Origin of the sequence: Variovorax multivorans (genome assembly GCF_051216835.1) — a bacterium.
In the GTDB taxonomy this organism is placed as follows: domain Bacteria; phylum Pseudomonadota; class Gammaproteobacteria; order Burkholderiales; family Burkholderiaceae_C; genus Variovorax.
Genome location: NZ_JBPJZL010000005.1, coordinates 23,032 through 43,628 on the forward strand (window position 1 = coordinate 23,032; position 20,597 = coordinate 43,628).

General features: G+C 66.4%; 17 protein-coding genes. 4 read left to right on the forward strand and 13 right to left on the reverse strand.

Features of this window, described 5'->3' with window-relative positions:
* Nucleotides 1-79: 79 nt before the first annotated feature.
* The 7 genes from ACSFCA_RS13420 to glpD all read right to left on the reverse strand — a co-directional run bounded on the left by ACSFCA_RS13420 (nucleotide 80) and on the right by glpD (nucleotide 7,838).
* The gene (locus ACSFCA_RS13420) at nucleotides 80-1,813 is read right to left on the reverse strand and encodes an ABC transporter substrate-binding protein (protein WP_093050780.1); all 1,734 of its coding nucleotides are present in this window, start codon (nucleotides 1,811-1,813) and stop codon (nucleotides 80-82) included.
* A gap of 113 nt (nucleotides 1,814-1,926) precedes the next feature.
* Nucleotides 1,927-2,235, reverse strand: a complete 309-nt coding sequence (locus tag ACSFCA_RS13425) for a DUF2160 domain-containing protein (RefSeq protein WP_093050783.1) — start codon at nucleotides 2,233-2,235, stop codon at nucleotides 1,927-1,929.
* Nucleotides 2,236-2,247: 12 nt separating this feature from the next.
* On the reverse strand, nucleotides 2,248-3,060 hold the full coding sequence (locus ACSFCA_RS13430) for a carbohydrate ABC transporter permease (RefSeq protein ID WP_019656045.1): 813 nt from the start codon (nucleotides 3,058-3,060) through the stop codon (nucleotides 2,248-2,250).
* A complete protein-coding gene (locus tag ACSFCA_RS13435) occupies nucleotides 3,057-3,947 on the reverse strand; it encodes a carbohydrate ABC transporter permease (RefSeq protein WP_093050786.1) in 891 nt (296 codons plus the stop codon). The genes ACSFCA_RS13430 and ACSFCA_RS13435 overlap by 4 nt, the downstream gene beginning before the upstream one ends.
* Nucleotides 3,948-4,008: 61 nt before the next feature.
* On the reverse strand, nucleotides 4,009-5,079 hold the full coding sequence (locus ACSFCA_RS13440; RefSeq protein WP_435459847.1) for an ABC transporter ATP-binding protein: 1,071 nt from the start codon (nucleotides 5,077-5,079) through the stop codon (nucleotides 4,009-4,011).
* Nucleotides 5,080-5,081: 2 nt separating this feature from the next.
* Complete coding sequence (locus ACSFCA_RS13445; protein ID WP_435459848.1) at nucleotides 5,082-6,155, reverse strand: ABC transporter ATP-binding protein; 1,074 nt, start codon at nucleotides 6,153-6,155, stop codon at nucleotides 5,082-5,084.
* Nucleotides 6,156-6,179: 24 nt separating this feature from the next.
* Entirely contained in the window at nucleotides 6,180-7,838 is a 1,659-nt protein-coding gene (gene glpD / locus ACSFCA_RS13450) for a glycerol-3-phosphate dehydrogenase (protein ID WP_435459849.1), read from the reverse strand.
* A 122-nt stretch (nucleotides 7,839-7,960) separates the two neighbouring features.
* Between glpD and ACSFCA_RS13455 the strand changes: the two genes are divergently transcribed.
* From ACSFCA_RS13455 to ACSFCA_RS13465, 3 genes are all read left to right on the forward strand, one after another.
* Entirely contained in the window at nucleotides 7,961-8,731 is a 771-nt protein-coding gene (locus ACSFCA_RS13455) for a DeoR/GlpR family DNA-binding transcription regulator (protein ID WP_435459850.1), read from the forward strand.
* Nucleotides 8,732-8,750: 19 nt separating this feature from the next.
* The gene (gene glpK, locus ACSFCA_RS13460; RefSeq protein ID WP_435459851.1) at nucleotides 8,751-10,247 is read left to right on the forward strand and encodes a glycerol kinase GlpK; all 1,497 of its coding nucleotides are present in this window, start codon (nucleotides 8,751-8,753) and stop codon (nucleotides 10,245-10,247) included.
* Between the two features lie 95 nt (nucleotides 10,248-10,342).
* Entirely contained in the window at nucleotides 10,343-11,986 is a 1,644-nt protein-coding gene (locus ACSFCA_RS13465; RefSeq protein ID WP_435459852.1) for a phosphoethanolamine transferase, read from the forward strand.
* Here the strand turns inward: ACSFCA_RS13465 and ctlX are convergent.
* Nucleotides 11,983-12,927, reverse strand: coding sequence for a citrulline utilization hydrolase CtlX (ctlX, locus tag ACSFCA_RS13470; protein ID WP_435460195.1), 945 nt, complete (start codon nucleotides 12,925-12,927; stop codon nucleotides 11,983-11,985). The two genes, ACSFCA_RS13465 and ctlX, sit on opposite strands and share 4 nt — an antisense overlap.
* A complete protein-coding gene (locus tag ACSFCA_RS13475; RefSeq protein ID WP_435459853.1) occupies nucleotides 12,927-13,976 on the reverse strand; it encodes an ornithine cyclodeaminase in 1,050 nt (349 codons plus the stop codon). The genes ctlX and ACSFCA_RS13475 overlap by 1 nt, the downstream gene beginning before the upstream one ends.
* A gap of 146 nt (nucleotides 13,977-14,122) precedes the next feature.
* On the opposite strand from ACSFCA_RS13475, the gene ACSFCA_RS13480 reads away from it, so the two are divergent.
* Nucleotides 14,123-14,545 (forward strand): Lrp/AsnC family transcriptional regulator, encoded by a 423-nt coding sequence (locus tag ACSFCA_RS13480; RefSeq protein WP_435460196.1) that lies wholly within the window; start codon nucleotides 14,123-14,125, stop codon nucleotides 14,543-14,545.
* 40 nt (nucleotides 14,546-14,585) lie between these two features.
* Here the strand turns inward: ACSFCA_RS13480 and ACSFCA_RS13485 are convergent, their stop codons facing one another.
* From ACSFCA_RS13485 to ACSFCA_RS13500, 4 genes are all read right to left on the reverse strand, one after another.
* Nucleotides 14,586-15,542 (reverse strand): alpha-E domain-containing protein, encoded by a 957-nt coding sequence (locus tag ACSFCA_RS13485; protein ID WP_093050811.1) that lies wholly within the window; start codon nucleotides 15,540-15,542, stop codon nucleotides 14,586-14,588.
* Between the two features lie 14 nt (nucleotides 15,543-15,556).
* Complete coding sequence (locus ACSFCA_RS13490) at nucleotides 15,557-17,053, reverse strand: circularly permuted type 2 ATP-grasp protein (RefSeq protein ID WP_093050814.1); 1,497 nt, start codon at nucleotides 17,051-17,053, stop codon at nucleotides 15,557-15,559.
* 98 nt (nucleotides 17,054-17,151) lie between these two features.
* Entirely contained in the window at nucleotides 17,152-18,000 is an 849-nt protein-coding gene (locus tag ACSFCA_RS13495; RefSeq protein ID WP_258354039.1) for an oxepin-CoA hydrolase, alternative type, read from the reverse strand.
* Between the two features lie 145 nt (nucleotides 18,001-18,145).
* A complete protein-coding gene (locus ACSFCA_RS13500) occupies nucleotides 18,146-20,563 on the reverse strand; it encodes a DNA internalization-related competence protein ComEC/Rec2 (RefSeq protein ID WP_435460197.1) in 2,418 nt (805 codons plus the stop codon).
* Between the last annotated feature and the right edge of the window lie 34 nt (nucleotides 20,564-20,597).

Genomic DNA, 20,597 nt, shown 5'->3' on the forward strand with positions numbered 1-20,597 from the left:
GGCCGGCGATGCGGAAAAAGAACAAGAAAAAAGGGCCGCACCTTGCGGCACGGCCCCTGTCTCGGCGCGAAAGGGAGGCTCAGCGCACCTTGCCTTCCTTCCAGGCGGTCAGCAGCTTGTTGTAGTCGATGGTCTCGCCCTTCGGCTTCTCGTTGGCCAGCTTCTTCCACGGGGCGTGGTCGTCGCTCAGGTACTTGGCCGGGTCGCCCTTGGGGTTGAGCTTGGGCGCGCAATGGGCCATGCCGGCGCGCTCGAGGCGGGCCATCACGTTGTCCATCTCGTCGGCCAGGTTGTCCATTGCCTTCTGCGGGGTCTTCTCGCCCGTGACGGCCTCGGCCACGTTCTTCCACCAGAGCTGCGCGAGCTTCGGATAGTCGGGCACGTTGGTGCCGGTCGGGGTCCAGGCCACGCGCGCCGGGCTGCGGTAGAACTCGATCAGGCCGCCGTACTTGTTGGCGTTCTGCGTGAAGTAGTCCGAGCGGATGTCGCTGTCGCGGATGAAGGTCAGGCCGGTGATCGACTTCTTCAGCGAGGTGGTCTTGGCGGTGATGAACTGCGCGTAGAGCCAGGCTGCTGCCGTCTTGTTGGCGTCATGGCCCTTGAAGAAGGTCCACGAGCCCACGTCCTGGTAGCCGTTCTGCATGCCCTGCTTCCAGTACGGACCGTTCGGGCCAGGGGCCATGCGCCACTTGGGCGAGCCGTCGTCGTTCACCACGGGCAGGCCCTTCTTGGTCATGTCGGCGGTGAAGGCCGTGTACCAGAAGATCTGCTGGGCGATCTGGCCCTGCGCCGGCACCGGACCGGATTCGCCGAAGGTCATGCCCATGGCTTCCTTGGGCGCGTACTTCTTCATCCAGTCGATGTACTTGGTGAGCGCGTACACGGCGGCCGGCGAGTTGGTGGCGCCGCCACGCGACACCGAGGCGCCCGTGGGCGTGCACTTGTCGGCGGCCACGCGGATGCCCCATTCGTCGATCGGCATGCCGTTGGGAATGCCCTTGTCGGCGGAGCCGGCCATCGACAGCCACGCATCGGTGAAGCGCCAGCCCAGCGACGGATCCTTCTTGCCGTAGTCCATGTGGCCGTAGATCGGCTTGCCGTCGATGGTCTTCACGTCGACGCTGAAGAACTCGGCGATGTCTTCGTAGGCGCTCCAGTTGAGCGGCACGCCCAGGTTGTAGCCGTACTTGGCCTTGAACTTGTCCTGCAGGTCCTTGCGTGCGAACAGGTCGGCGCGGAACCAGTACAGGTTGGCGAACTGCTGGTCGGGCAGCTGGTAGAGCTGGCCGTCGGGGGCGGTGGTGAAGCTGGTGCCGATGAAGTCCTTCAGGTCGAGGCCGGGGTTGGTGAACTCCTTGCCCGCGCCGCCCATGTACTCGGTCAGCGACATGATCTTGCCGTAGCGGTAGTGCGTGCCGATCAGGTCGGAGTCGGACACCCAGCCGTCATAGATCGACTTGCCCGACTGCATCGAGGTCTGCAGCTTCTCGACCACGTCGCCTTCCTGGATCAGGTCGTGCTTGACCTTGATGCCGGTGATTTCCTCGAAGGCCTTGGCCAGCGTCTTCGATTCGTACTCGTGGGTGGTCAGGGTTTCGGAGACGACGGACACCTCCTTGACGCCCTTGGCCTGCAGCTTCTTGGCCGCATCGATGAACCATTTCATTTCCTCCATCTGCTTGTCCTTGGACAAGGTAGATGGCTGGAACTCGCTGTCGATCCATTTCTTGGCTTCAGCCTCGCCGGCCGTTGCCGCACCGTGCGCGGCGAACATCGCCGCTGCCAGTGCCAATGCCGTGTAGCGCATCTTCATGAAGTTGTCTCCTCGGTTGTTGCTTCCCCGGTGTTGTGTTCGATCACGGCTCCGGGGAGGCGGAGAGCCGGAACGCATTCGGTTGAACGAATAAGGCGAAAGGCGGTGCCCGCTCAGCCCTTGCGCATCACGAGCGCAAGCAGGCCCATCGACAGCACGAAGCTGATCCAGATCGAAGGCTCGGCCTCCAGGCTGAACCACTCCTGGAACTTGCCGGCCAGGCCGATGAAGACCAGGTTCAGGTACGCCGCCGACAGCAGCCCGATGAAGAGCCGGTCGCCGCGCGTGGTGGCCATCGGCAGCCAGCCGCGCCGCAGCGTGGTGGGCGACTTGAACTCCCACACCGTCATGCCGACCAGCATGAGCGCGATGCAGATGAAGAACACGGCCACCGGGGTGGTCCAGACCATCCAGTCGAACATCTCTCGGCCTCCTTAAACACGACCCATCGCGAAACCCTTCGCGATGTAATGGCGCACGAACCAGATGACGATGGCGCCCGGCACGATGGTCAGCACGCCGGCCGCAGCCAACGTTGCCCAGTCCATGCCCGAGGCACTCACCGTGCGCGTCATCGTCGCCACGATGGGCTTGGCGTTCACGCTGGTGAGCGTGCGCGCCAGCAGCAGCTCGACCCAGCTGAACATGAAGCAGAAGAACGCCGCCACGCCCACGCCGGCCTTGATGAGCGGCAGGAAGATGGTGAGGAAGAAGCGCGGGAACGAATAGCCGTCGATGTACGCCGTCTCGTCGATCTCGCGCGGAATGCCGCTCATGAAGCCTTCCAGGATCCACACCGCCAGCGGCACGTTGAACAGCAGATGCGCCAGCGCCACGCCCAGGTGCGTATCCATCAGGCCGACCGTGCTGTACAGCTGGAAGAACGGCAGCAGAAACACCGCGGGCGGCGTCATGCGGTTGGTCAGCAGCCAGAAGAACACGTGCTTGTCGCCCAGGAACGAATAGCGCGAGAACGCATAGGCCGCAGGCAGTGCCACGGTGAGCGAGATCACCGTGTTGATCGCCACGTAGATCAGGCTGTTGATGTAGCCCGAGTACCACGACTCGTCGGTGAAGATGCGCGCGTAGTTGGCCCAGGTGAGCTGCTGCGGAAAGAACGAGAAGCTCGACAGGATCTCCTCGTTCGTCTTGAAGCTCATGTTGATCATCCAGTAGATGGGCAACAGCGCGAACAGGATGTACAGCACCAGGAAGATGCTGCGCTTGTGAAATCTCTTCTCGTTCATTTCTCCACCTCCGCTTCCTGCGTGCCGACCCGCTGCATCCAGTTGTAGAGCACAAAGCAGAACAGCAGGATGATGAGGAAATAAATCAGCGAGAAGGCAGCGGCCGGCCCCAGGTCGAACTGCCCCACCGCCTTCTGCGTGAGGTACTGGCTCAGGAAGGTGGTCGCGTTGCCCGGCCCACCGCCCGTCAGCACGAAGGGCTCGGTGTAGATCATGAAGCTGTCCATGAAGCGCAGCAGCACCGCGATCATCAGCACGCCGCGCATCTTGGGCAGCTGGATAAAGCGGAACACCGCGAACTTGCTCGCGCCGTCGATGCGCGCGGCCTGGTAGTAGGCATCGGGAATCGAGCGCAGGCCCGCGTAGCACAGCAGCGCCACCAGCGGCGTCCAGTGCCACACATCCATCACCAGCACGGTGAGCCACGCGTCGGTGGCGCTGCCGGTGTAGTTGTATTCGATGCCCATCGTCTGCAGCGCGTGGCCCAGCAGGCCGATGTCGGCGCGGCCGTAGATCTGCCAGATGGTGCCGACCACGTTCCAGGGAATCAGCAGCGACAGCGCCACCACCACCAGCACCGCCGACGACTTCCAGCCCTTGGCCGGCATCGACAGCGCAAGGCCGATGCCCAGCGGGATCTCGACCAGCAGCACCGACAGCGAGAAGCCCAGCTGGCGCCACAGCGCCTCGTGCAGCTCGTCGTCGCGCATCACCGAGGCGAACCATTCGGTGCCGACGAAGACGCGGCGCTCGGGCGAGATGATGTCCTGCACCGAGTAGTTGACCACCGTCATGAGCGGCACGATGGCCGAGAACGCAACGCAGATGAGCACCGGCAGCACCAGCCACCACGCCTTCTGGTTGATCGGTTTGTTGGTGGCGTTCATTGAAATACCTCCGTGCTTCGCACTGCGGTGCGAGCTTGCTTGGGGCGGCCCGGCGCGGCGCTCATGCGACCAGTTCCTCGTCTTTGTAATAGCAGGTGTGCGTGTCGAGCACTCGCACCCACACCGTGTCTCCCGCTGCCGGCGGCTGGTCATCCGAATGCAGCCGCACCTTCAGCACGCTGCCGTCGGCCACCACGCTCAGCATCACGTGCGTACCCACGTCCTGCACCTGCTTCACCACGGCCGGCACCGCACCGGCGGCGCCCGCGTTGGACAGGCGCAGGTACTCGGGACGGATGCCGATCTTCAGCGGCCCCTGCGGCAGTTCGCGCGTGGGCACCAATGGCGTGCCCGCAACCTCGATGGTTCCGTTCGCGCTCTTCGCGGACAGGAAGTTCATGCCCGGCGAGCCGATGAAATGCCCGACGAAGGTGTGGGCCGGCCGCTCGAACAGCGCTTCGGCGCTGCCCACCTGCACGGCCTTGCCGCGCGTCATCACCACCACCTCTTCGGCGAAGGTGAGCGCCTCGACCTGGTCGTGCGTCACGTAGATCAGCGTGAGCTTCAGCTCGCGATGGATCTGCTTGAGCTTGCGGCGCAGTTGCCACTTCAGGTGCGGATCGATCACGGTGAGCGGCTCATCGAACAGCACCGCCGACACGTCGCTGCGCACCAGCCCGCGCCCGAGAGAGATCTTCTGCTTGGCGTCGGCCGCGAGGCCGGCGGCGCGCTGGTTGAGCTGCCCGCTCATGTCGAGCATCTCGGCAATCTCGCCCACGCGCTTCTTGATCTGGTCGGCCGGCACCTTGCGGTTGCGCAGCGGAAACGCGAGGTTCTCGGCCACGGTCATGGTGTCGTAGATCACCGGAAACTGGAACACCTGCGCGATGTTGCGCTCCTGCGGCGTGGCGCGCGTCATGTCGCGGCCGTCGAAGGTGACGGAGCCCTGCGAGGGCACGAGCAGGCCCGAGATGATGTTCAGCATGGTCGTCTTGCCGCAGCCCGAAGGGCCGAGCAAGGCATACGCCCCGCCGTCGCGGAAGCTCATCTTCAGCGGCAGCAGCGCATAGTCGCTGTCCTGCGTGGGGTTGGGGCGGTAGGCGTGGGCCAGGTCGAGGTCAATGCGTGCCATGACTAGCTTCCTTTGCGCCATGCCGGCGCCAGCGCCAGCTTTTCGCTGGCATCGAACACATAGGCCTGCGACGCGCTGAAGTACAGCGTGATCGAGGCGCCCAGCTCGAAGCGGTGCACACCGGTGAGCTGCGCCACCAGTTCGCCCACCGCCGTCTCGACGTGCACGAAGGTGTCGGAGCCCGAGATTTCGGCCAGCTCCACCTTGCCGGGCAAGGCAATGTCGCCCTGCCCCGCATCCACGTTCAACGCGCTCGCGCGCAGGCCGACCGTAATGGCGCCTGCAACGCTTTCGGGCACGGCCAGAGCCAGCGCGGGGCCGCCGGCCAGTTGCACTTTGCCAGCAGTCGCGGTGCCAGACAGCAGGTTCATCGGCGGATCGCTGAAGGCACGCGCCACGCGCAGCGACTGCGGCGCATGGAAGACCTCCGCCGTCGGGCCGTACTGCAGCAGCTCGCCGGCATCCATCACGGCCGTGTAGCCGCCGAGCAGCAGGGCTTCACCAGGTTCGGTGGTCGCGTAGATCACCGTCGAATCGCCGGTGGCAAAGAGCTGCGTGAGCTCTTCGCGCAGGCCTTCGCGCAGCTTGTAGTCGAGGTTGACCAGCGGCTCGTCGAGCAGCATCAGCGGCGCATTCTTGGCGAGCGCACGCGCCAGCGCCACGCGCTGCTGCTGGCCGCCCGAGAGCTCGGCTGGATAGCGGTCGAGGAACATGCCGATGTGCAGCTTGTCGGCCAGCGCCTTCACACGCGCATCGATATTCGACTCACCGCGCAGCTTGAGCGGCGAGGCGATGTTGTCCGCCACCTTGAGCGAGGGGTAGTTGATGAACTGCTGGTAGACCATCGCGACATTGCGTTCGCGCACGGGCATGCCGGTCACGTCCTTGCCGTCGACCAGCACCTTGCCTTCCGTGGGCGTGTCGAGCCCCGCCATCAGCCGCATGAGGCTGGTCTTGCCGGCCTGCGTCGCGCCCAGCAGCACGGTGACCGCGCCGCTCCTGGGCGCGATGCTCTGCTCGTAGAGCCATGTCTGCGCACCCACCTTCTTGGTGACGCGCTCCAGTGTCAGTTGCATTGGCGCTCTTTCCCTTGTGTTCGTCTAGTTGTTGTCGACGCGGACTGGCTGCAGCAGCAGCCAGCGCGCGACCTGCTCGCGCTCTTCGGGCGTGTAGTGCAGCCCCAGCTTGGAGCGCCGCCAGAGCACGTCTTCCGCGCTCACGGCCCATTCGTGGTCCTGCAGGAAGCGTAGTTCGCGCTCGTACAGGCCCGGCGCCACTTCGTCGCCCAGGTCGGAAAAGGACTTCGCGTCGCCCAGCAACTCCGCTATGCGGGCGCCGTAGCCCCGCGCGAGGCGGCGAGCCAGATGGCCGTAGAGCCACGGATACCTGGTTTGCACGGCCGACACGAAGCGTTCGAAATCGTCGTCGGGCCGCTTCGCGGCGCCGATCCATGCCGACAGGTCACCGCCCGCGAGAAAGGCGCCATCGGTCCAGGCCGGGCGCTGCGCGCTCGACTGGCCCAGCATCCTGCCGACCTCGTCGGCCGCGTCCTCGGCCAGCTTGCGGAATGTGGTGATCTTGCCGCCCCATACCGACAGCAGCGGCGCGGCGGTGGTGTTCGATTCGAGCATGTAGTCGCGCGTGACGGCCGATGGGTCGCCCGAGTCGTCGTCGAGCAGCGGGCGCACGCCGGAGTACGTCCAAACCACGTCGGCCGGCACGATGGGCTTCTCGAAGTAGCGGCTGGCCTGGGTGCAGAGGTAGTCGATTTCTTCCTGTGCGATGCGCGCGGCGCCGGGGTCGTCGCCGGTGAGTTCGATGTCGGTGGTGCCGATCAGCGTGAACTCGTCCTGGTAGGGAATAGCAAAGATAATCCGCTTGTCGGGGTTCTGGAAGATGTAGGCGTGGTCGTGCTCGAACAGGCGTGGCACCACGATGTGGCTGCCCTTCACGAGCCGCAGGCTCTTGGTGGCCAGCGCCTCGCCCTTGGCCGACTGCGCGACACCACGCAAGAAAGATTCAGCCCACGGCCCCGCGGCATTGACCACCGCGCGGGCGCGCAGCGTGCGCCTGTTGCCGTCGGCGCCTTGCAGCGTGGCAGTCCAGCCGTCGGCGTCTCGCTGGGCGTGCACGCAGCGCGTGCGGGTCAGCACCTCGGCACCGCGCGCCTGCGCATCGAGCGCGTTCAGCACCACGAGGCGGGCATCGTCAACCCAGCCGTCCGAGTAGATGAAGCCACGCTTGTACTGGTCCTTCAGCGGCTTGCCTGCAGCATGGCGGCGCAGATCGACACTGCGCGAAGCCGGCAGCACCTCGCGTTTGGCGAGGTGGTCATACATGAACAGGCCGATGCGGATCATCCAGGCCGGGCGCATCGAAGGGTCGTGCGGCATCACGAAGCGCAGCGGCCACATGATGTGCGGCGCGCTCTTGAGCAGCACCTCTCGCTCCTGCAGCGCCTTGCGCACCAGCGAGAACTCGTAGTACTCGAGGTAGCGCAGCCCGCCGTGGATCAGCTTGGTGGAAGAAGACGAAGTGTGCGAGGCGAGATCGTCCTTTTCGCACAGCACCACGCGCCAGCCGCGGCCCGCGAGGTCGCGCGCGATGCCGCAGCCGTTGATGCCGCCGCCGACGATGAGCACGTCGCAATCGGTGGCCGGCGCAGGCGAACTGGAAGAAAAATCGCTCACAGGAATTGGGTCCGTTGAAGCGTGACTTTGGTCACTAACGGCGGCCATTGTATTTTCGTGTTTTTTCATTTGGGTTCCTTTTGGCGCGATTTTCCTCCGAGTTTTCCCTTACTCGTCTTCGTTTTCTTTCGCTTTAAAGTGACGCGCCCTGTACCCTCGACCGCAGTCTTCCTGCTTTCCACGACGCCTCTGTGAACTCCAACCCGCGCCAGATCAACCTCCTGGACACCGTGCGCGCGCGCGGCTCCGTCACCGTCGAGCAACTGGCCGACATGCTCGGCGTCACCCTGCAAACCGTGCGGCGCGACGTGCAGCGGCTGGCCGACGAGGGCTTGCTCACACGCTTTCACGGCGGCGTGCGCATGCCCAGCTCGACCACGGAGAACATCGGCTACCAGCAGCGCGAGACGCTGCACGCCGAAGGCAAGGCGCGCATCGCCCGCCGCGTGGCGGAGCTGGTGCCCAACGACTGCTCGCTGATCCTCAACATCGGCACCACCACCGAGGCCATCGCCAAGGCGCTGCTGCGCCACACGGGCCTGCGCGTGATCACCAACAACCTGAACGTGGCCACCATCCTGAGCGGCAACACCTCGTGCGAAGTGATCGTGGCGGGCGGCTCCGTACGCCCGCGCGACCGCGCGATCGTGGGCGAGGCCACCATCGACTTCATTCGCCAGTTCAAGGTCGACATTGCGCTGATCGGCGTGTCGAGCATCGAGGCCGACGGATCGCTGCGCGACTTCGACCTGCGCGAGGTGAAGGTGGCGCAAACCATCATCGCGCAGGCACGCGAGGTGTGGCTCGCGGCGGACGCCAGCAAGTTCAACCGGCCGGCAATGATCCAGCTCGGCACGCTCTCGCAGATCGACCGGCTGTTCACCGATGCCGAGCCGCCGGCGCCATTCGCCGACCTGCTGCACACCGCCCAGGTGCGCCTCGAGATCGCGCGCGAGAACTGACAAGAAGGAACACGAACGAATGACCACCTACCTGCTCGCCCTCGACCAAGGCACCTCGAGCTCCCGCAGCATCGTGTTCGACCGCGAAGGCCACATCGTCGCCATCGCGCAGAAAGAGCTGACGCAGATCTACCCGCAGCCGGGCTGGGTCGAGCACGACCCGATGGAAATCTGGCGCAGCCAGCTCGCCACCGCGCGCGAGGTACTTGCCAAGGCGAAACTCAAGCCCACCGACATCCACGCCATCGGCATCACCAACCAGCGCGAGACCACCGTGCTGTGGAACCGCAAGACGGGCCAGCCGGTGCACCACGCCATCGTCTGGCAGGACCGCCGCGCCGAGCCTTTGTGCGCAAGGCTGCGCGACGAGGGCATGACCGACACCATCCGCGAGAAGACCGGGCTGGTGATCGACGCGTACTTTTCCGGCACCAAGCTGCGCTGGCTGCTCGACAACGTGCCCGGCGCGCGCGCGCAGGCCGAGCGCGGCGAACTGGCCTTCGGCACGGTCGACAGCTGGCTCATGTGGCAGCTCACCGGCGGCAAGGTGCACGTGACCGACGTGAGCAACGCCTCGCGCACCATGCTCTTCAACGTGCACGGCAACGAGTGGGATGCCGATCTGCTGAAGGCGCTCGACATTCCCGCCGCGCTGATGCCGAAGGTGCAGCCCTCGAGCTCGCACTTCGCCGACACCGATGCAGCGCTGCTGGGCCATACGCTGCCCATCGGCGGCGTGGCCGGCGACCAGCAGAGCGCCCTCTTCGGCCAGGCCTGTTTCGAGGCCGGCATGGCCAAGAACACCTACGGCACAGGCTGCTTCCTGCTGATGCACACCGGCGGCGCCTTCCAGCCCTCGCACAACGGCCTGCTCGTGACCAGCGCCGCCCAGACCGATGCGACGCCGCAGTACGCCATGGAAGGCAGCGTGTTCGTCGGCGGCGCCGTGGTGCAGTGGCTGCGCGACGGCCTCAAAGCCATCAAGGGCAGCGCCGAAGTGCAGTCGCTGGCCGAGAGCGTGCCCGATGCCGGCGGCGTGATGATGGTGCCGGCCTTCACCGGCCTCGGCGCGCCCTACTGGGATGCGGATGCGCGAGGCACCATCACCGGCCTCACTCGCGGCACCACGGTCGCGCACATCGCGCGCGCCGCGCTGGAAAGCATCGCCTACCAGAGTGCCGCGCTGCTGCAGGCCATGAGCCGCGACGCGGTGGCCGCCGGCGGCAAACCCGTGGCCGAGTTGCGCGTGGACGGCGGCGCGAGCGTGAACGATCTGCTCATGCAGTTCCAGGCCGACCTGCTGGGCATTCCGGTGGTGCGGCCCGAAGTGATCGAGACCACGGCGCTGGGCGCCGCGTACCTCGCGGGCTTGTCGACCGGCGTCTACACCGACGCGCGCCAGCTCTCGAAGCTGTGGAAGATCGAGCGCCGCTTCATGCCGACCATGGGACGCGCGCAAGCCGAGGAATCGATGGCGCGCTGGGAGCGCGCGGTGCGGCAAGCCACTGCGACCTGACGACCCAAAAGACCTCGCCACCATCGGGGCACTGAGGTCCGTTGCGCGAGCCCCGGGGCAGAATTCGGCCGCCCCCGACCTGCCGCGCTGCCTGCTTGACCACTCCAACCAACGAAGTTTCTCCGTCGCGCAACGCGCTGCTCGCCTGCGGCGTGGTGGGCGCAACGCTGCTGGCGCTCATCGCGCTGGGCCATGACGGCCGCCGCATGGCGCAGCTCGCGGTGCTGGCAATGCCGATGGTGCTGTGGCTTGCCTGGCCGTTGCGCAGCGCGCGGATGCGGCGCATGCGCACGCTGCTGGTCTGGCTCTGGGCCATGGGCTTCGCGCTCGACGGCGCGGTGCGCGCCTATCTGCTCGACGCCTACCAGGCCGCGCCCGACGGCGCGATGGTGCTGGGCGCAGCGGCCAACACCAATGCGCGCGAGGGCTCCGAATACCTGTGGATGCATTGGCGCTCGGCTGCGGTGTGGTGTGCCGCGCTGGTCGTGGCGGGCGTGCTCGTGGGCATGTTCGCGCGGCGCGGCGCTGTAGCCGATGCGGCGACTGCATCAGCACGGCCTGCTCGATGGGTCGTGGCGCTTGTCGCACTGCTGCTTCTCGTCGCATGCGTGGCCTACGCAAGCAAGCCCTGGCGCCGGCTGCATCCCGCGATCTTCTGGACGCAGTGGGCAGATTCCGTTCACACGCTGCGCACCGCCTGGGGCGACCAGCAGAAGCAGCGCGACCGTCTGATGGCGCAGGCCAAAGGCATCGCGCCAGTGATATCGCAGGCTGGCCCTTCCACTGTGGTGCTGGTCATCACCGACAGCATCAACCGCGACAACATGGCGCTGTATGGCTACGGCCGCCCGACCACGCCGCGCCTGCTGGCGCACAAGGCGCAGACCGGCGACCAGATGGCGGTGCTGAAGAACGCCTGGTCCGTCGACGCAAGCACCCTGCCCGCGCTGCGCAACATGTTCCACTTCGGCCTGCCCGAGAGCGAGAACCCGCCGCATCTTCTGGCCCTGGCGCGCGCCGCCGGCTACAAGGTCTGGTGGATCAGCAACCACGACGACCTCGCCATCGAGCAGCAGCATGCGCGCCTCGCCGATGTGGTCGACATGGTCAACCGCACGCCCGGCCGCGCCAGCGCCTCGCTGGACGGAGAGATCCTCGACTGCATGCAGGAGGCGCTGGCCGATACGAGCACCGACCGCAAGCTGATCGTGGTCCATTTGATGGGAGCGCATCCGCACTACAGCCTGCGCTTTCCAGCCAACGCCAACCCCTTCGACGACGATGTGGATGCGGTGGAGAACGGCCTCGTGAAAGACGGCCGCTCGGCCTGGGTGCGCCGCTTCCGCCAGGAATACGACGCCGCGCTGCTGTATCACGACTTCGTCGTATCAGAGCTGCTGCAGCAGACGCGCAGCGCGGGCAAGCCGGGCGACTACCGCGCGTGGATGTACCTGTCGGACCACGGGCAGGAAGTAGGCCACGTCAGCGACCGCGCGGGGCACAGCCCGGCGACCGCCTCGGGCTATCGCATTCCGGCCGTGGTGTGGCGCAACCAGCAGCCGCTGCCGTCGGCCGCGGCGCAGCAACAATCGTTTCGCGCAGACTGGTCGGGCTGGACGCTGATGGACCTGCTGCACATCCAGTGGAACGGGCAGAAGCCAGAACGCGATGTGCTGCAGGATGCCTACCGCTGGCAGGCGCCCACGATTCCAGTGGCCGTCGAATCCTTCTCGCGCTAGCCGTGCCGGGGCGACAGATGAATGCCGGCGATCATGCAGCGCACCGATCCGCCCGCCATCTCGATGGTCGGAACCGGCAGCGGAACCAGCCGCGCGGACCGTTCGATGACAGCCTTCTGCTGGCTGCTCAGGCTGTTGCAGGCGCGCTGCGACAGCGCGAGCACGCGGCCATCGCGGCCTGACAGCTCGATTGCATTGCCTGCGAACTCGGCGATCTGCCCTGCAGTGAGCGCAATGACCTCGCGCCCCGATTCCTCCAGCCGGGCGCGCACCTCGGCCGCACGACGCGCATCCGGGATCATGTCGAAGCCGACCAACGCAAACGCCGTGGCCACGCACATCAGCACATTGGTGTGATAGATCGGCCGGCCGGCTTCATCGGCCGTGTCCACCAGCATCGGCTCGAAATTGAAATGCGTGCTGAAACGCTCCAGCGCCACCGCATCGGCCCGGTTGGAGCGTGCGGTGTAGGCCACGCGCGCCAGGTGGTCGAGCACCATCGCGCCGGTGCCTTCGAGAAACAGGCCGTCGTGCTCGAGGCCGGAATAGTCGATGACGTCCTGCACCCGGTAGTTGGCCTTGAGCATCTCGATCACGTCGGCGCGGCGCTCGCGGCGGCGGCTCGGCGAATGCATCGGGTAGATGGCGACATGCCCGCCCGGATGGGTAGAGAACCAGTTGTTGGGAAAGACCGAGTCCGGCGTGTCGTGCTCTCCCCGGTCTTCGAACAGATGCACGCGCACGCCTTCGGCTTCGAGCCGCTCGACGGCTGCAGTCACCTCGCGATAGGCGGCATCGGCCACGGCCTGCGCGGCCTCCTTGGCGGCTGCGGTCTGGAACGCGTTGTCGGCAGCAGTCTCCGGATTCGGCGTGAACCTGTGCGGACGGACCATGACCACGGCGGCCGGCGCCTGAACGGAGCGGATCGCGGCCGGCATCATCAAGCCACCCTTCGGATGACCGCACGCGAGGCGCCGCTGCGCGTGTGGCGAAACAGGTCCTTCGGGTCATCGGCCCGGGGCACCAGTTCGACGTCCACGCCAAGGTTGCGGCGCTCGGCCTGTTCGTGCACATAGCGCAAGGTGGCGTAGTCCTCCAGCGCGAAGCCGACCGAATCGAACACCGTGACCTGTTCGGCGCTTTCGCGCCCCGCTGCCATGCCGGCCAGCACGCGCCACAGGTCGACCACGGGGGAGTCTTTCGGCAACTGCTGGATGTCGCCCTCGATGCGCGTCTGCGGCTCGTATTCGACGAACACGCGCGCGCCGCGCAGCACGTCGGCATGCAGTTCGGTTTTGCCTGGGCAATCGCCACCGACAGCGTTCAGGTGCATGCCCGGCTCGATCATGTCCGGCGTGATGATGGTGGCGCAGGCCTTGTCGGCAGTCACGGTCGTCACGATGTCGGCGCCGCGCACGGCCTGCGCCGTGGAGCCGGCACGAATGATCTTGAGCGACGGAAAGGCCGAGAGGTTGCGCACCAGCTTGTCGGTGGCGTGGGCGTCGATGTCGTACACGGCAATTTCCTCGATGCCCAAGTGACAGTGAAAGGCCAATGCCTGGAATTCGCTCTGCGCGCCGTTGCCGATGAGCGCCATGCGGCGGGCGCCGGGCCGCGCCAATGCGCGCGCCGCCATCAGCGAGGTAGCGCTGGTGCGCAGCGCAGTGGCAAGGGTCAGTTCAGACAGCAGCACGGGGTAGCCGGTCTCGACATCGGCGAGCACGCCGAAGGCCATCACCGTGTAGAGGCCGCGGCCGGTGTTGGCCGGATGGCCGTTGACGTACTTGAAGGCATAGCGCGAGGCGTTCGACACAGGCATCAGCTCGATGACGCCAATGTCCGAGTGGTTTGCCACGCGGGCCGATTTGTCGAAATCAGGCCAGCGAATGAAGTCTTCCCGGATGGTGTCGGCCAATGCGCCGATGAAGGGGGCCACGCCGATCTCCTGCACGAGGCGGGACATGGCGGGAACGTCGATGAAGCGGGTCATGGGGGTCTCCTGAACGGTCCGGCCGCATCGCGCAGCCGTCTTTCGATTGTTCCGGGGAGACGTGCCAGATTGAACCCTCCAACTTGTCAAGTTAGCGCTTGAACCTTACATTTCGCTCGATCTGATCAGCAATTTGACAAATGGCAATGGACGACATCGACCGACAACTCATTGCCCTGCTGCGCGACGACGCGCGCATGCCGGTGGTGGCACTGGCCCAGAAGCTCCGCGTGGCGCGGGCGACCGTGCAGAACCGGATTGCCAGGCTGGAGAACGACGGAACCATCGTCGGCTACACCGTGCGGCTGAAGCCCGAAGCGGAGGTGCACCGCATCCGCGCGATCATGAGCATCGAGATCGAGGGGCACCGCGCCGAACGCGTGAGCCAAGTGCTTCGCGGTCACCCCAACGTCGTGGCCCTGCACTCGACCAACGGCCGCTGGGACCTGATGGCCGAACTGCGCGCCGACTCGCTCGAAGCCTTCGACAAGGTGCTCAACGCCATCCGGCAGATCGAAGGCATTTCGAGCACCGAGACGAGCATCCTGCTGTCGACGCACAAGCTCTGAGGCTGGCGGCGCGGTCGGCGCCAGCCTCGTTCGGTCAGCCTCAGTGCGCAGGAACCAGGAAGTCCTGACTGATGCGCCCACCCAACTCGTTCACGCGGTCGAGGAACTGCGTGAGGTAAGCATGCAGGCCGGTCGCGAGGATCTCGTCGACCCGCGCGTATTGCAGGTCGGCCAGCAGCTTGCCAGCGCGGCGCTGCGTTTCGGCGCTCTGTTCGTTCTGCACCTTCGCGAGGTTGTTCACCACCTCGACCAGGCTCGCGTGCAGCGAGCGCGGCATGTCGGCGCGAAGAATCAGCAGCTCGGCCACGCGCTCGGGCTTGATCACGTCGCGGTACACCTTGCGGTAGACCTCGAAGGCCGAGACGCTGCGCAGGATCGCGCTCCAGTGATAGAAGTCGTACTCCTGGTCTTCCTCGGTGGCGGCGCCGAAGAACTCGCTGTTCAGCGCGTGGAACTTCACGTCCACCAGGCGCGCGGTGTTGTCGGCGCGTTCCAGGAAGGTGCCCAGGCGCGAGAAGTAGAAGGCCTCGTCCTGCAGCATGGTGCCCAGCGTGACGCCGCGCGACAGGTGCGAGCGGAACTTGACCCACTCGAAGAACTGGCCCGGGTCGCGTTCGAAATCGCCCGCGCGCAGCATGCGGTTGACTTCGAGCCAGGTAGTGTTCTGCGTTTCCCAGGCTTCGGTGGTGAGCGCGCCGCGCACGGCGCGTGCGTTCTCGCGAGCGGCCTTCAGGCAGGAGACGATCGACGAGGCGTTGCTCTCGTCCTTGACCATGAACTCCATCACGTCGTGGGGCGTGATCTGGTCGTACTTCTTGTTGTACCAGGGCAGCAGCTCGCTGATGGACAACACGCCCTGCCAGCCGTACTTGGCCACTTCGGCGGACTGCGGCAGCAGGGAGGTCTGGTAGTTGACGTCCAGCATGCGCGCCGTGTTCTCGGCGCGCTCGGTGTAGCGGGACATCCAGTAGAGATGGTCGGCGGTGCGAGACAGCATCGGTTGTGCTCCTACTACGATTGGCTTTGCGACTGCGCGGGCGCCGCCTTGGGCTTGGGCGCGCGGTCGGCTTCGAGAATCCAGGTGTCCTTGGTGCCGCCGCCCTGCGACGAGTTGACCACCAGCGAGCCTTCTTTCAGCGCCACGCGCGTGAGGCCGCCGGGCACCATCTGCACCTCGCTGCCCGAGAGCACGAAGGGGCGCAGGTCGATGTGGCGCGGCGCGATGCCGGCGTCGACGAAGGTGGGCGAGGTCGACAGGCTCAGCGTGGGCTGGGCGATGTAGCCGTCAGGCTTGGCGATCACGGCCTTCTTGAAATCTTCGATCTCGGCCTGCGTGGCGGCCGGGCCGATCAGCATGCCGTAGCCGCCGGCGCCGTGCACTTCCTTGACGACCAGGTCCTTCATGTTGTCGAGCGTGTATTGCAGCTCGTCCTTGTTGCGGCACATGTAGGTGGGCACGTTCTTCAGGATCGGCTTTTCGCCGAGGTAGAACTCGACCATCTTCGGCACGTAGGGGTAGATCGACTTGTCGTCGGCCACGCCGGTGCCCACTGCATTGCAGATGACGACGTTGCCTTCGCGGTAGGCGCGCATCAGGCCGGCGGTACCGAGCGTGGACGTGGGGCGGAACACCTCGGGGTCGAGGAAGTCGTCGTCCACGCGGCGGTAGATGACGTCGACGCGCCGCGGTCCGCGCGTGGTACGCATGTAGACGAAGTTGTCCTTGACGAACAGGTCCTGGCCCTCGACCAGTTCCACACCCATCTGCTGGGCGAGGAAGGCATGCTCGAAGTAGGCGCTGTTGTACATGCCGGGCGTGAGCACCACCACCGTGGGCTCGGCCGTGGCCGGCGGCGCGCTGGCGCGCAGCGTTTCGAGCAGCAGGTCGGGGTAATGCGCGACCGGCGCGATGCGGTTCTGGTTGAACAGCTCGGGGAAAAGCCGCATCATCATCTTGCGGTTTTCGAGCATGTAGCTCACGCCGCTGGGCACGCGCAGGTTGTCTTCGAGCACGTAGTACTCGCCGTTGCCGTCGGCATCGGGGGCACGCACGATGTCGATGCCCGAGATGTTCGAATAAACGTTGTGCGGCACGTTCACGCCCATCATCTCGGGGCGGAACTGGGCGTTGTTCAGGATCTGCTCGGCCGGGATGATGCCGGCCTTGATGATTTCCTGGTCATGGTAGACATCGTGAAGAAAGCGGTTGAGCGCCGTGACGCGCTGCACCAGCCCCTTTTCCATGCTGTCCCACTCGTGGGCGGGAATGATTCGAGGCAGCAGGTCGAACGGGATGAGCCGCTCGGTGCCGGAGCCGTCCTCGTCCTTGGCGCCATACACCGCGAAGGTGATGCCGACCCGGCGGAAAATCAATTCCGCCTCTTCGCGCCGCGAACGCATCACCTCACCGGGTTGCTTCGCGAGCCATTGGTCGTAGCGCTTGTAGTGCTGTCGGATTGCAGCCCCCGCATAGGGCAACTGCTCATACATCTCGTCAAATTTGTGCATGGAACGACCAATCTCCTTGAGCTATAGCTTAGCAAGTTCAGGGCCAGTAGAACCCCTTATGCCAAGGCCGGAGACGGGCCGGAAGACTTTTTCTTCGCTCAGCGCTCAGGCCCTTCCTCGCTGGCCGCCTGCCTCTTGCGGGGCGAGAGAAATCCCTTGATGCGCTCCCCGCTCTCGTCGCTGTAGAGACTGGCCAGGAAGGATTCGCGCTCGGCGTCGAGCTGCTCACGCCGGCTGCGCCCGCGCGCCGAATACACGAGCTGCTTGATGCGCGCCTGCACCTCGAACGGGCCGCGCGCGAGCTGCTGCGCCCAGGCAAGCGCGGTGGCGCCGGCTTCCCCGTGGGGCACGACCTTGTTGACCACGCCCAGTTCGTGCAGCCGCTTCGCGGTGCTGGGCGTGCCGTCGAGCAGCATTTCGAGGGCGGCCTGCGGCGGCAGCGCGCGCACCAGCGAATCGGTGCCGCCGCCGTCAGGCGTGAGGCCGACATTCACATAGGACATGGCGAACTTCGCATCTTCCGCGGCCACGATCAGGTCGCAGGCCAGGCACAGCGAAAAGCCTCCGCCCATGGCCGCGCCCTCGACGGCGGCAATGACGGGCTGGGGTGCCTCCTGGATCGCCATGATCCATTCGTGCAGCGCATCGATGTGGCCATGCTGTTCGGCGGCCGGCAGCTTGCGTTGTCGCGCCAGGCGCCGCAGGTCGCCGCCGCCGCTGAAATGGTCGCCCTCCCCGCACAGCACGATGGCGCGCACGGTGCGAAAGCCCGAGGTGGCGCGCATCGCCTTGGCGGCCGCGCGATAGACCGACGGATTGAGCGCATTGCGCGCCGCGGGGTTGCTCAGCGTCAGCACCAGCACCGGGCCTTCGCGGTGCATCTTGAGCCGCGCGCCGGGCGCAGCCGCGGCGCTCGTGCTGGTGATGGCCGGAACAGCGGCCGTCACGGCGTATGCCCGGAAAACAGGTCCCACCGAAGGCCTTGACGGTTGTCCATACTGTCCCCTCTTCTGAGTTGTAGCCAAACGATACAACGCATGGGACGCCAGTACGAGCACGCTGACAAGTGGCCTTTTGGGCTACTTTTGACAATTAGTTCACGATTTCAGGGCTGTGCTGCCAGTACCGCGCGTGGCGCTCGCGCTCGCAGGCCACGTCGGCGGGGCGTGTGCTGGTCCAGTGCGCGGCGCCGCAGCGAGCGTTTTCGACCAGCCGCACGCCGCGGTCCCGGTAGCGCGCCGCCACCTCCTGCGCCGGGTGGCCGAAGCGGTTGCGATACCCCGCCTGGACAAAGGCGATGCTCGGCTGCACCGCATCGAGGAAGGCCGGGCTCGACGAAGTCTTGCTGCCATGGTGCGGCGCCAGCAGCACGTCGGCCCGCAGCAGCTGCGGTGTGCGCACGACGAGCGCGGTTTCCTGCAGCCGCTCGATATCGCCGGCCAGCAGCGCCGCTGCGCGCCCGTTGCCTATACGCAGCACGCACGAGACGGCATTGGGCTTGGTGAAGCTGCGGTAGTCGGTGTCGAACGGATGCAGCACCTCGAAGCGCACGCCGTCCCAGGTCCAGGCCTGCCCCGCCTCGCAACGCCGTGCCGCCAGCGTCGCCTGCAGCGGATGCGTGGCTTCGAGGGAACTCAGCAGCTCGGCCCGCGGCTGCATCGCGAGCACCGCGGGCGCACCGCCGGTGTGGTCGGTGTCGCGGTGGCTCAGCATCAGCGTGTCGAGGCGCTCACCATAGGCCCGCAGCAGCGGCACGAGCACACGATGGCCGGCATCGCTTTCGAGGCTGTAGCGCGGGCCGGCGTCGTAAAGCAGGCTGTGCGTGGCAGTGCGCACGAGCACCGCGTTGCCCTGGCCGATGTCGGCGGCGAGCAGCTCGAATTCGCCGGTCGCCGGCCGGGGCGCCTGCCACAGCAGCACCGGCAGCAGCAGCGGAATGCCGAGGGCACGCAGCGACCAGGACAGCCGCATGGCCAGCAATGCGCCGCCTGCCACGCCGCAAGCGGCCATCCACAAAGGCGGCGCGGCCATCGACAGCGTGGCATACGGCAGCCCGGCCAGCCATTGCAGCAGCAGCGTCAGCACCTGCACGGCCCGGGCTGCGAGGTCCCACAGCGGCGCCACGGCCACGCCCAGCATGGCCAGCGGCGTGATCACAAGCGTGACCCAGGGGATCGCCACCGCATTGGCCAGCAGGCCGATCAGTGACACCTGCTGGAACAGCAGCAGGCTCAACGGCGTGATCGCCAGCGTGATGACCCATTGCTCGCGAAAGAACTGCAACAGACGGAAAGACGCGCCGGTCTTCCGCTCGCCCGGCACCGCAGCGTCCGTGGCGAACAGCACACCCACCGCCACGAAGCTCAGCCAGAAGCCGGCCTGCATCAGGGCCCACGGATCGAGCGCGACCACCACCGCAGCCGTCAGCAGCCACACGTGCGGCCAAGGCCAGCGCCGGCCCGTGAGGCGCAGCAACGCGACCGTCGCCAGCATCCACACCGTGCGCTGCGAGGGCACGCCCCAGCCGCTGAAGAGCGCGTAGAGCGTGGCCAGCAGCACGCCACCGACAAGCGCTGCCCGTTGCGCGGGCAAGCGCAGCATCAGCCGCGTGCTGCGTCGCCAGAGCAGGCCGACGATGTGCGCGGCCAGCCAGGCAAACATCGTGACGTGGAGGCCGGAGATCGACATCAGGTGCGCCACGCCCGTCGCGCGGAACACGTCCCAGCCAGAGCGGTCGATGGCGCTCTGGTCGCCAGTGACCAGGGCTGCGATCACGCCCGCCTGGGCGCGGTCGGGCACGCGTTCGAAGACGCCGTCGCGTACGGCTTCTCGTGCGCGCTCGATGGGATGCCGCCACGTGCTTGCCACCAGCATGGGCGCCGCATCGCGCGCACCGGTTCGCACATAGCCGCTGGCATGCAGGCCCTGCTCCCACATCCAGAGTTCGCTGTCGAAGCCATGGGGATTGCGGCTGCCGTGCGGCGCCTTCAGACGCACCGTCAGTCGCCATCGCTCGCCGGCGTGCAGGGGGCCGACGGTGCTGGTCAAGGGCGCGCGGCTTTGGGACGCCCGGCTCCACAGGCTCGAGCCTTCGGCATACCAGCCGAGTGCAATGCGATCGGGTACGGCGGGTTGTCCCTGTGCGTCCGGATCGGCCCAGCCCGCGGACTCGACATCCAGGCGGAACTGCGTTCCAGCTTCGTTGCGCTGTGGCATCTCCGACACAACGCCCGTGACCTGCAGGTCGCGCCCTTCGAGCGCCGGGTCGAGCGCGCCGCTCGCATAGACCGCCGCGCGCCATCCCGCGAGCCCTGCGCCGGCCATAGCGCCGCATAGCAAGGCGATGAGCATCAGGCCCCTGCCCGGCATGCGTCGCCAACACAGGCCGGCCACTGCCACGAACAGCAAGCCGGCGTAGGCCCACGCCGGCCAAAGCACCGCCTGCTGCAACTGCAAGGCCGCTCCCAGCAGCGAGCCACCCAGCGCCACGAACGCCCCCGCTCCACCCATGGCACCGCCAGACGCACGAAACGGCGTCAACGAA

Bases quoted from the DNA above. Each gene is read 5' to 3' on its own strand.
- ACSFCA_RS13440 (WP_435459847.1), bottom strand. From the start codon at position 5,079: ATGGCACGCATTGACCTCGACCTGGCCCACGCCTACCGCCCCAACCCC.
- ACSFCA_RS13490 (WP_093050814.1), bottom strand. From the start codon at position 17,053: ATGCACAAATTTGACGAGATGTATGAGCAGTTGCCCTATGCGGGGGCT.
- ctlX (WP_435460195.1), bottom strand. From the start codon at position 12,927: ATGATGCCGGCCGCGATCCGCTCCGTTCAGGCGCCGGCCGCCGTGGTC.
- ACSFCA_RS13430 (WP_019656045.1), bottom strand. From the start codon at position 3,060: ATGAACGAGAAGAGATTTCACAAGCGCAGCATCTTCCTGGTGCTGTAC.
- ACSFCA_RS13500 (WP_435460197.1), bottom strand. From the start codon at position 20,563: ATGGGTGGAGCGGGGGCGTTCGTGGCGCTGGGTGGCTCGCTGCTGGGA.
- ACSFCA_RS13435 (WP_093050786.1), bottom strand. From the start codon at position 3,947: ATGAACGCCACCAACAAACCGATCAACCAGAAGGCGTGGTGGCTGGTG.
- ACSFCA_RS13485 (WP_093050811.1), bottom strand. From the start codon at position 15,542: ATGCTGTCTCGCACCGCCGACCATCTCTACTGGATGTCCCGCTACACC.
- ACSFCA_RS13425 (WP_093050783.1), bottom strand. From the start codon at position 2,235: ATGTTCGACTGGATGGTCTGGACCACCCCGGTGGCCGTGTTCTTCATC.
- ACSFCA_RS13445 (WP_435459848.1), bottom strand. From the start codon at position 6,155: ATGCAACTGACACTGGAGCGCGTCACCAAGAAGGTGGGTGCGCAGACA.
- glpD (WP_435459849.1), bottom strand. From the start codon at position 7,838: ATGAAAAAACACGAAAATACAATGGCCGCCGTTAGTGACCAAAGTCAC.
- glpK (WP_435459851.1), top strand. From the start codon at position 8,751: ATGACCACCTACCTGCTCGCCCTCGACCAAGGCACCTCGAGCTCCCGC.
- ACSFCA_RS13475 (WP_435459853.1), bottom strand. From the start codon at position 13,976: ATGACCCGCTTCATCGACGTTCCCGCCATGTCCCGCCTCGTGCAGGAG.
- ACSFCA_RS13480 (WP_435460196.1), top strand. From the start codon at position 14,123: ATGGACGACATCGACCGACAACTCATTGCCCTGCTGCGCGACGACGCG.
- ACSFCA_RS13420 (WP_093050780.1), bottom strand. From the start codon at position 1,813: ATGAAGATGCGCTACACGGCATTGGCACTGGCAGCGGCGATGTTCGCC.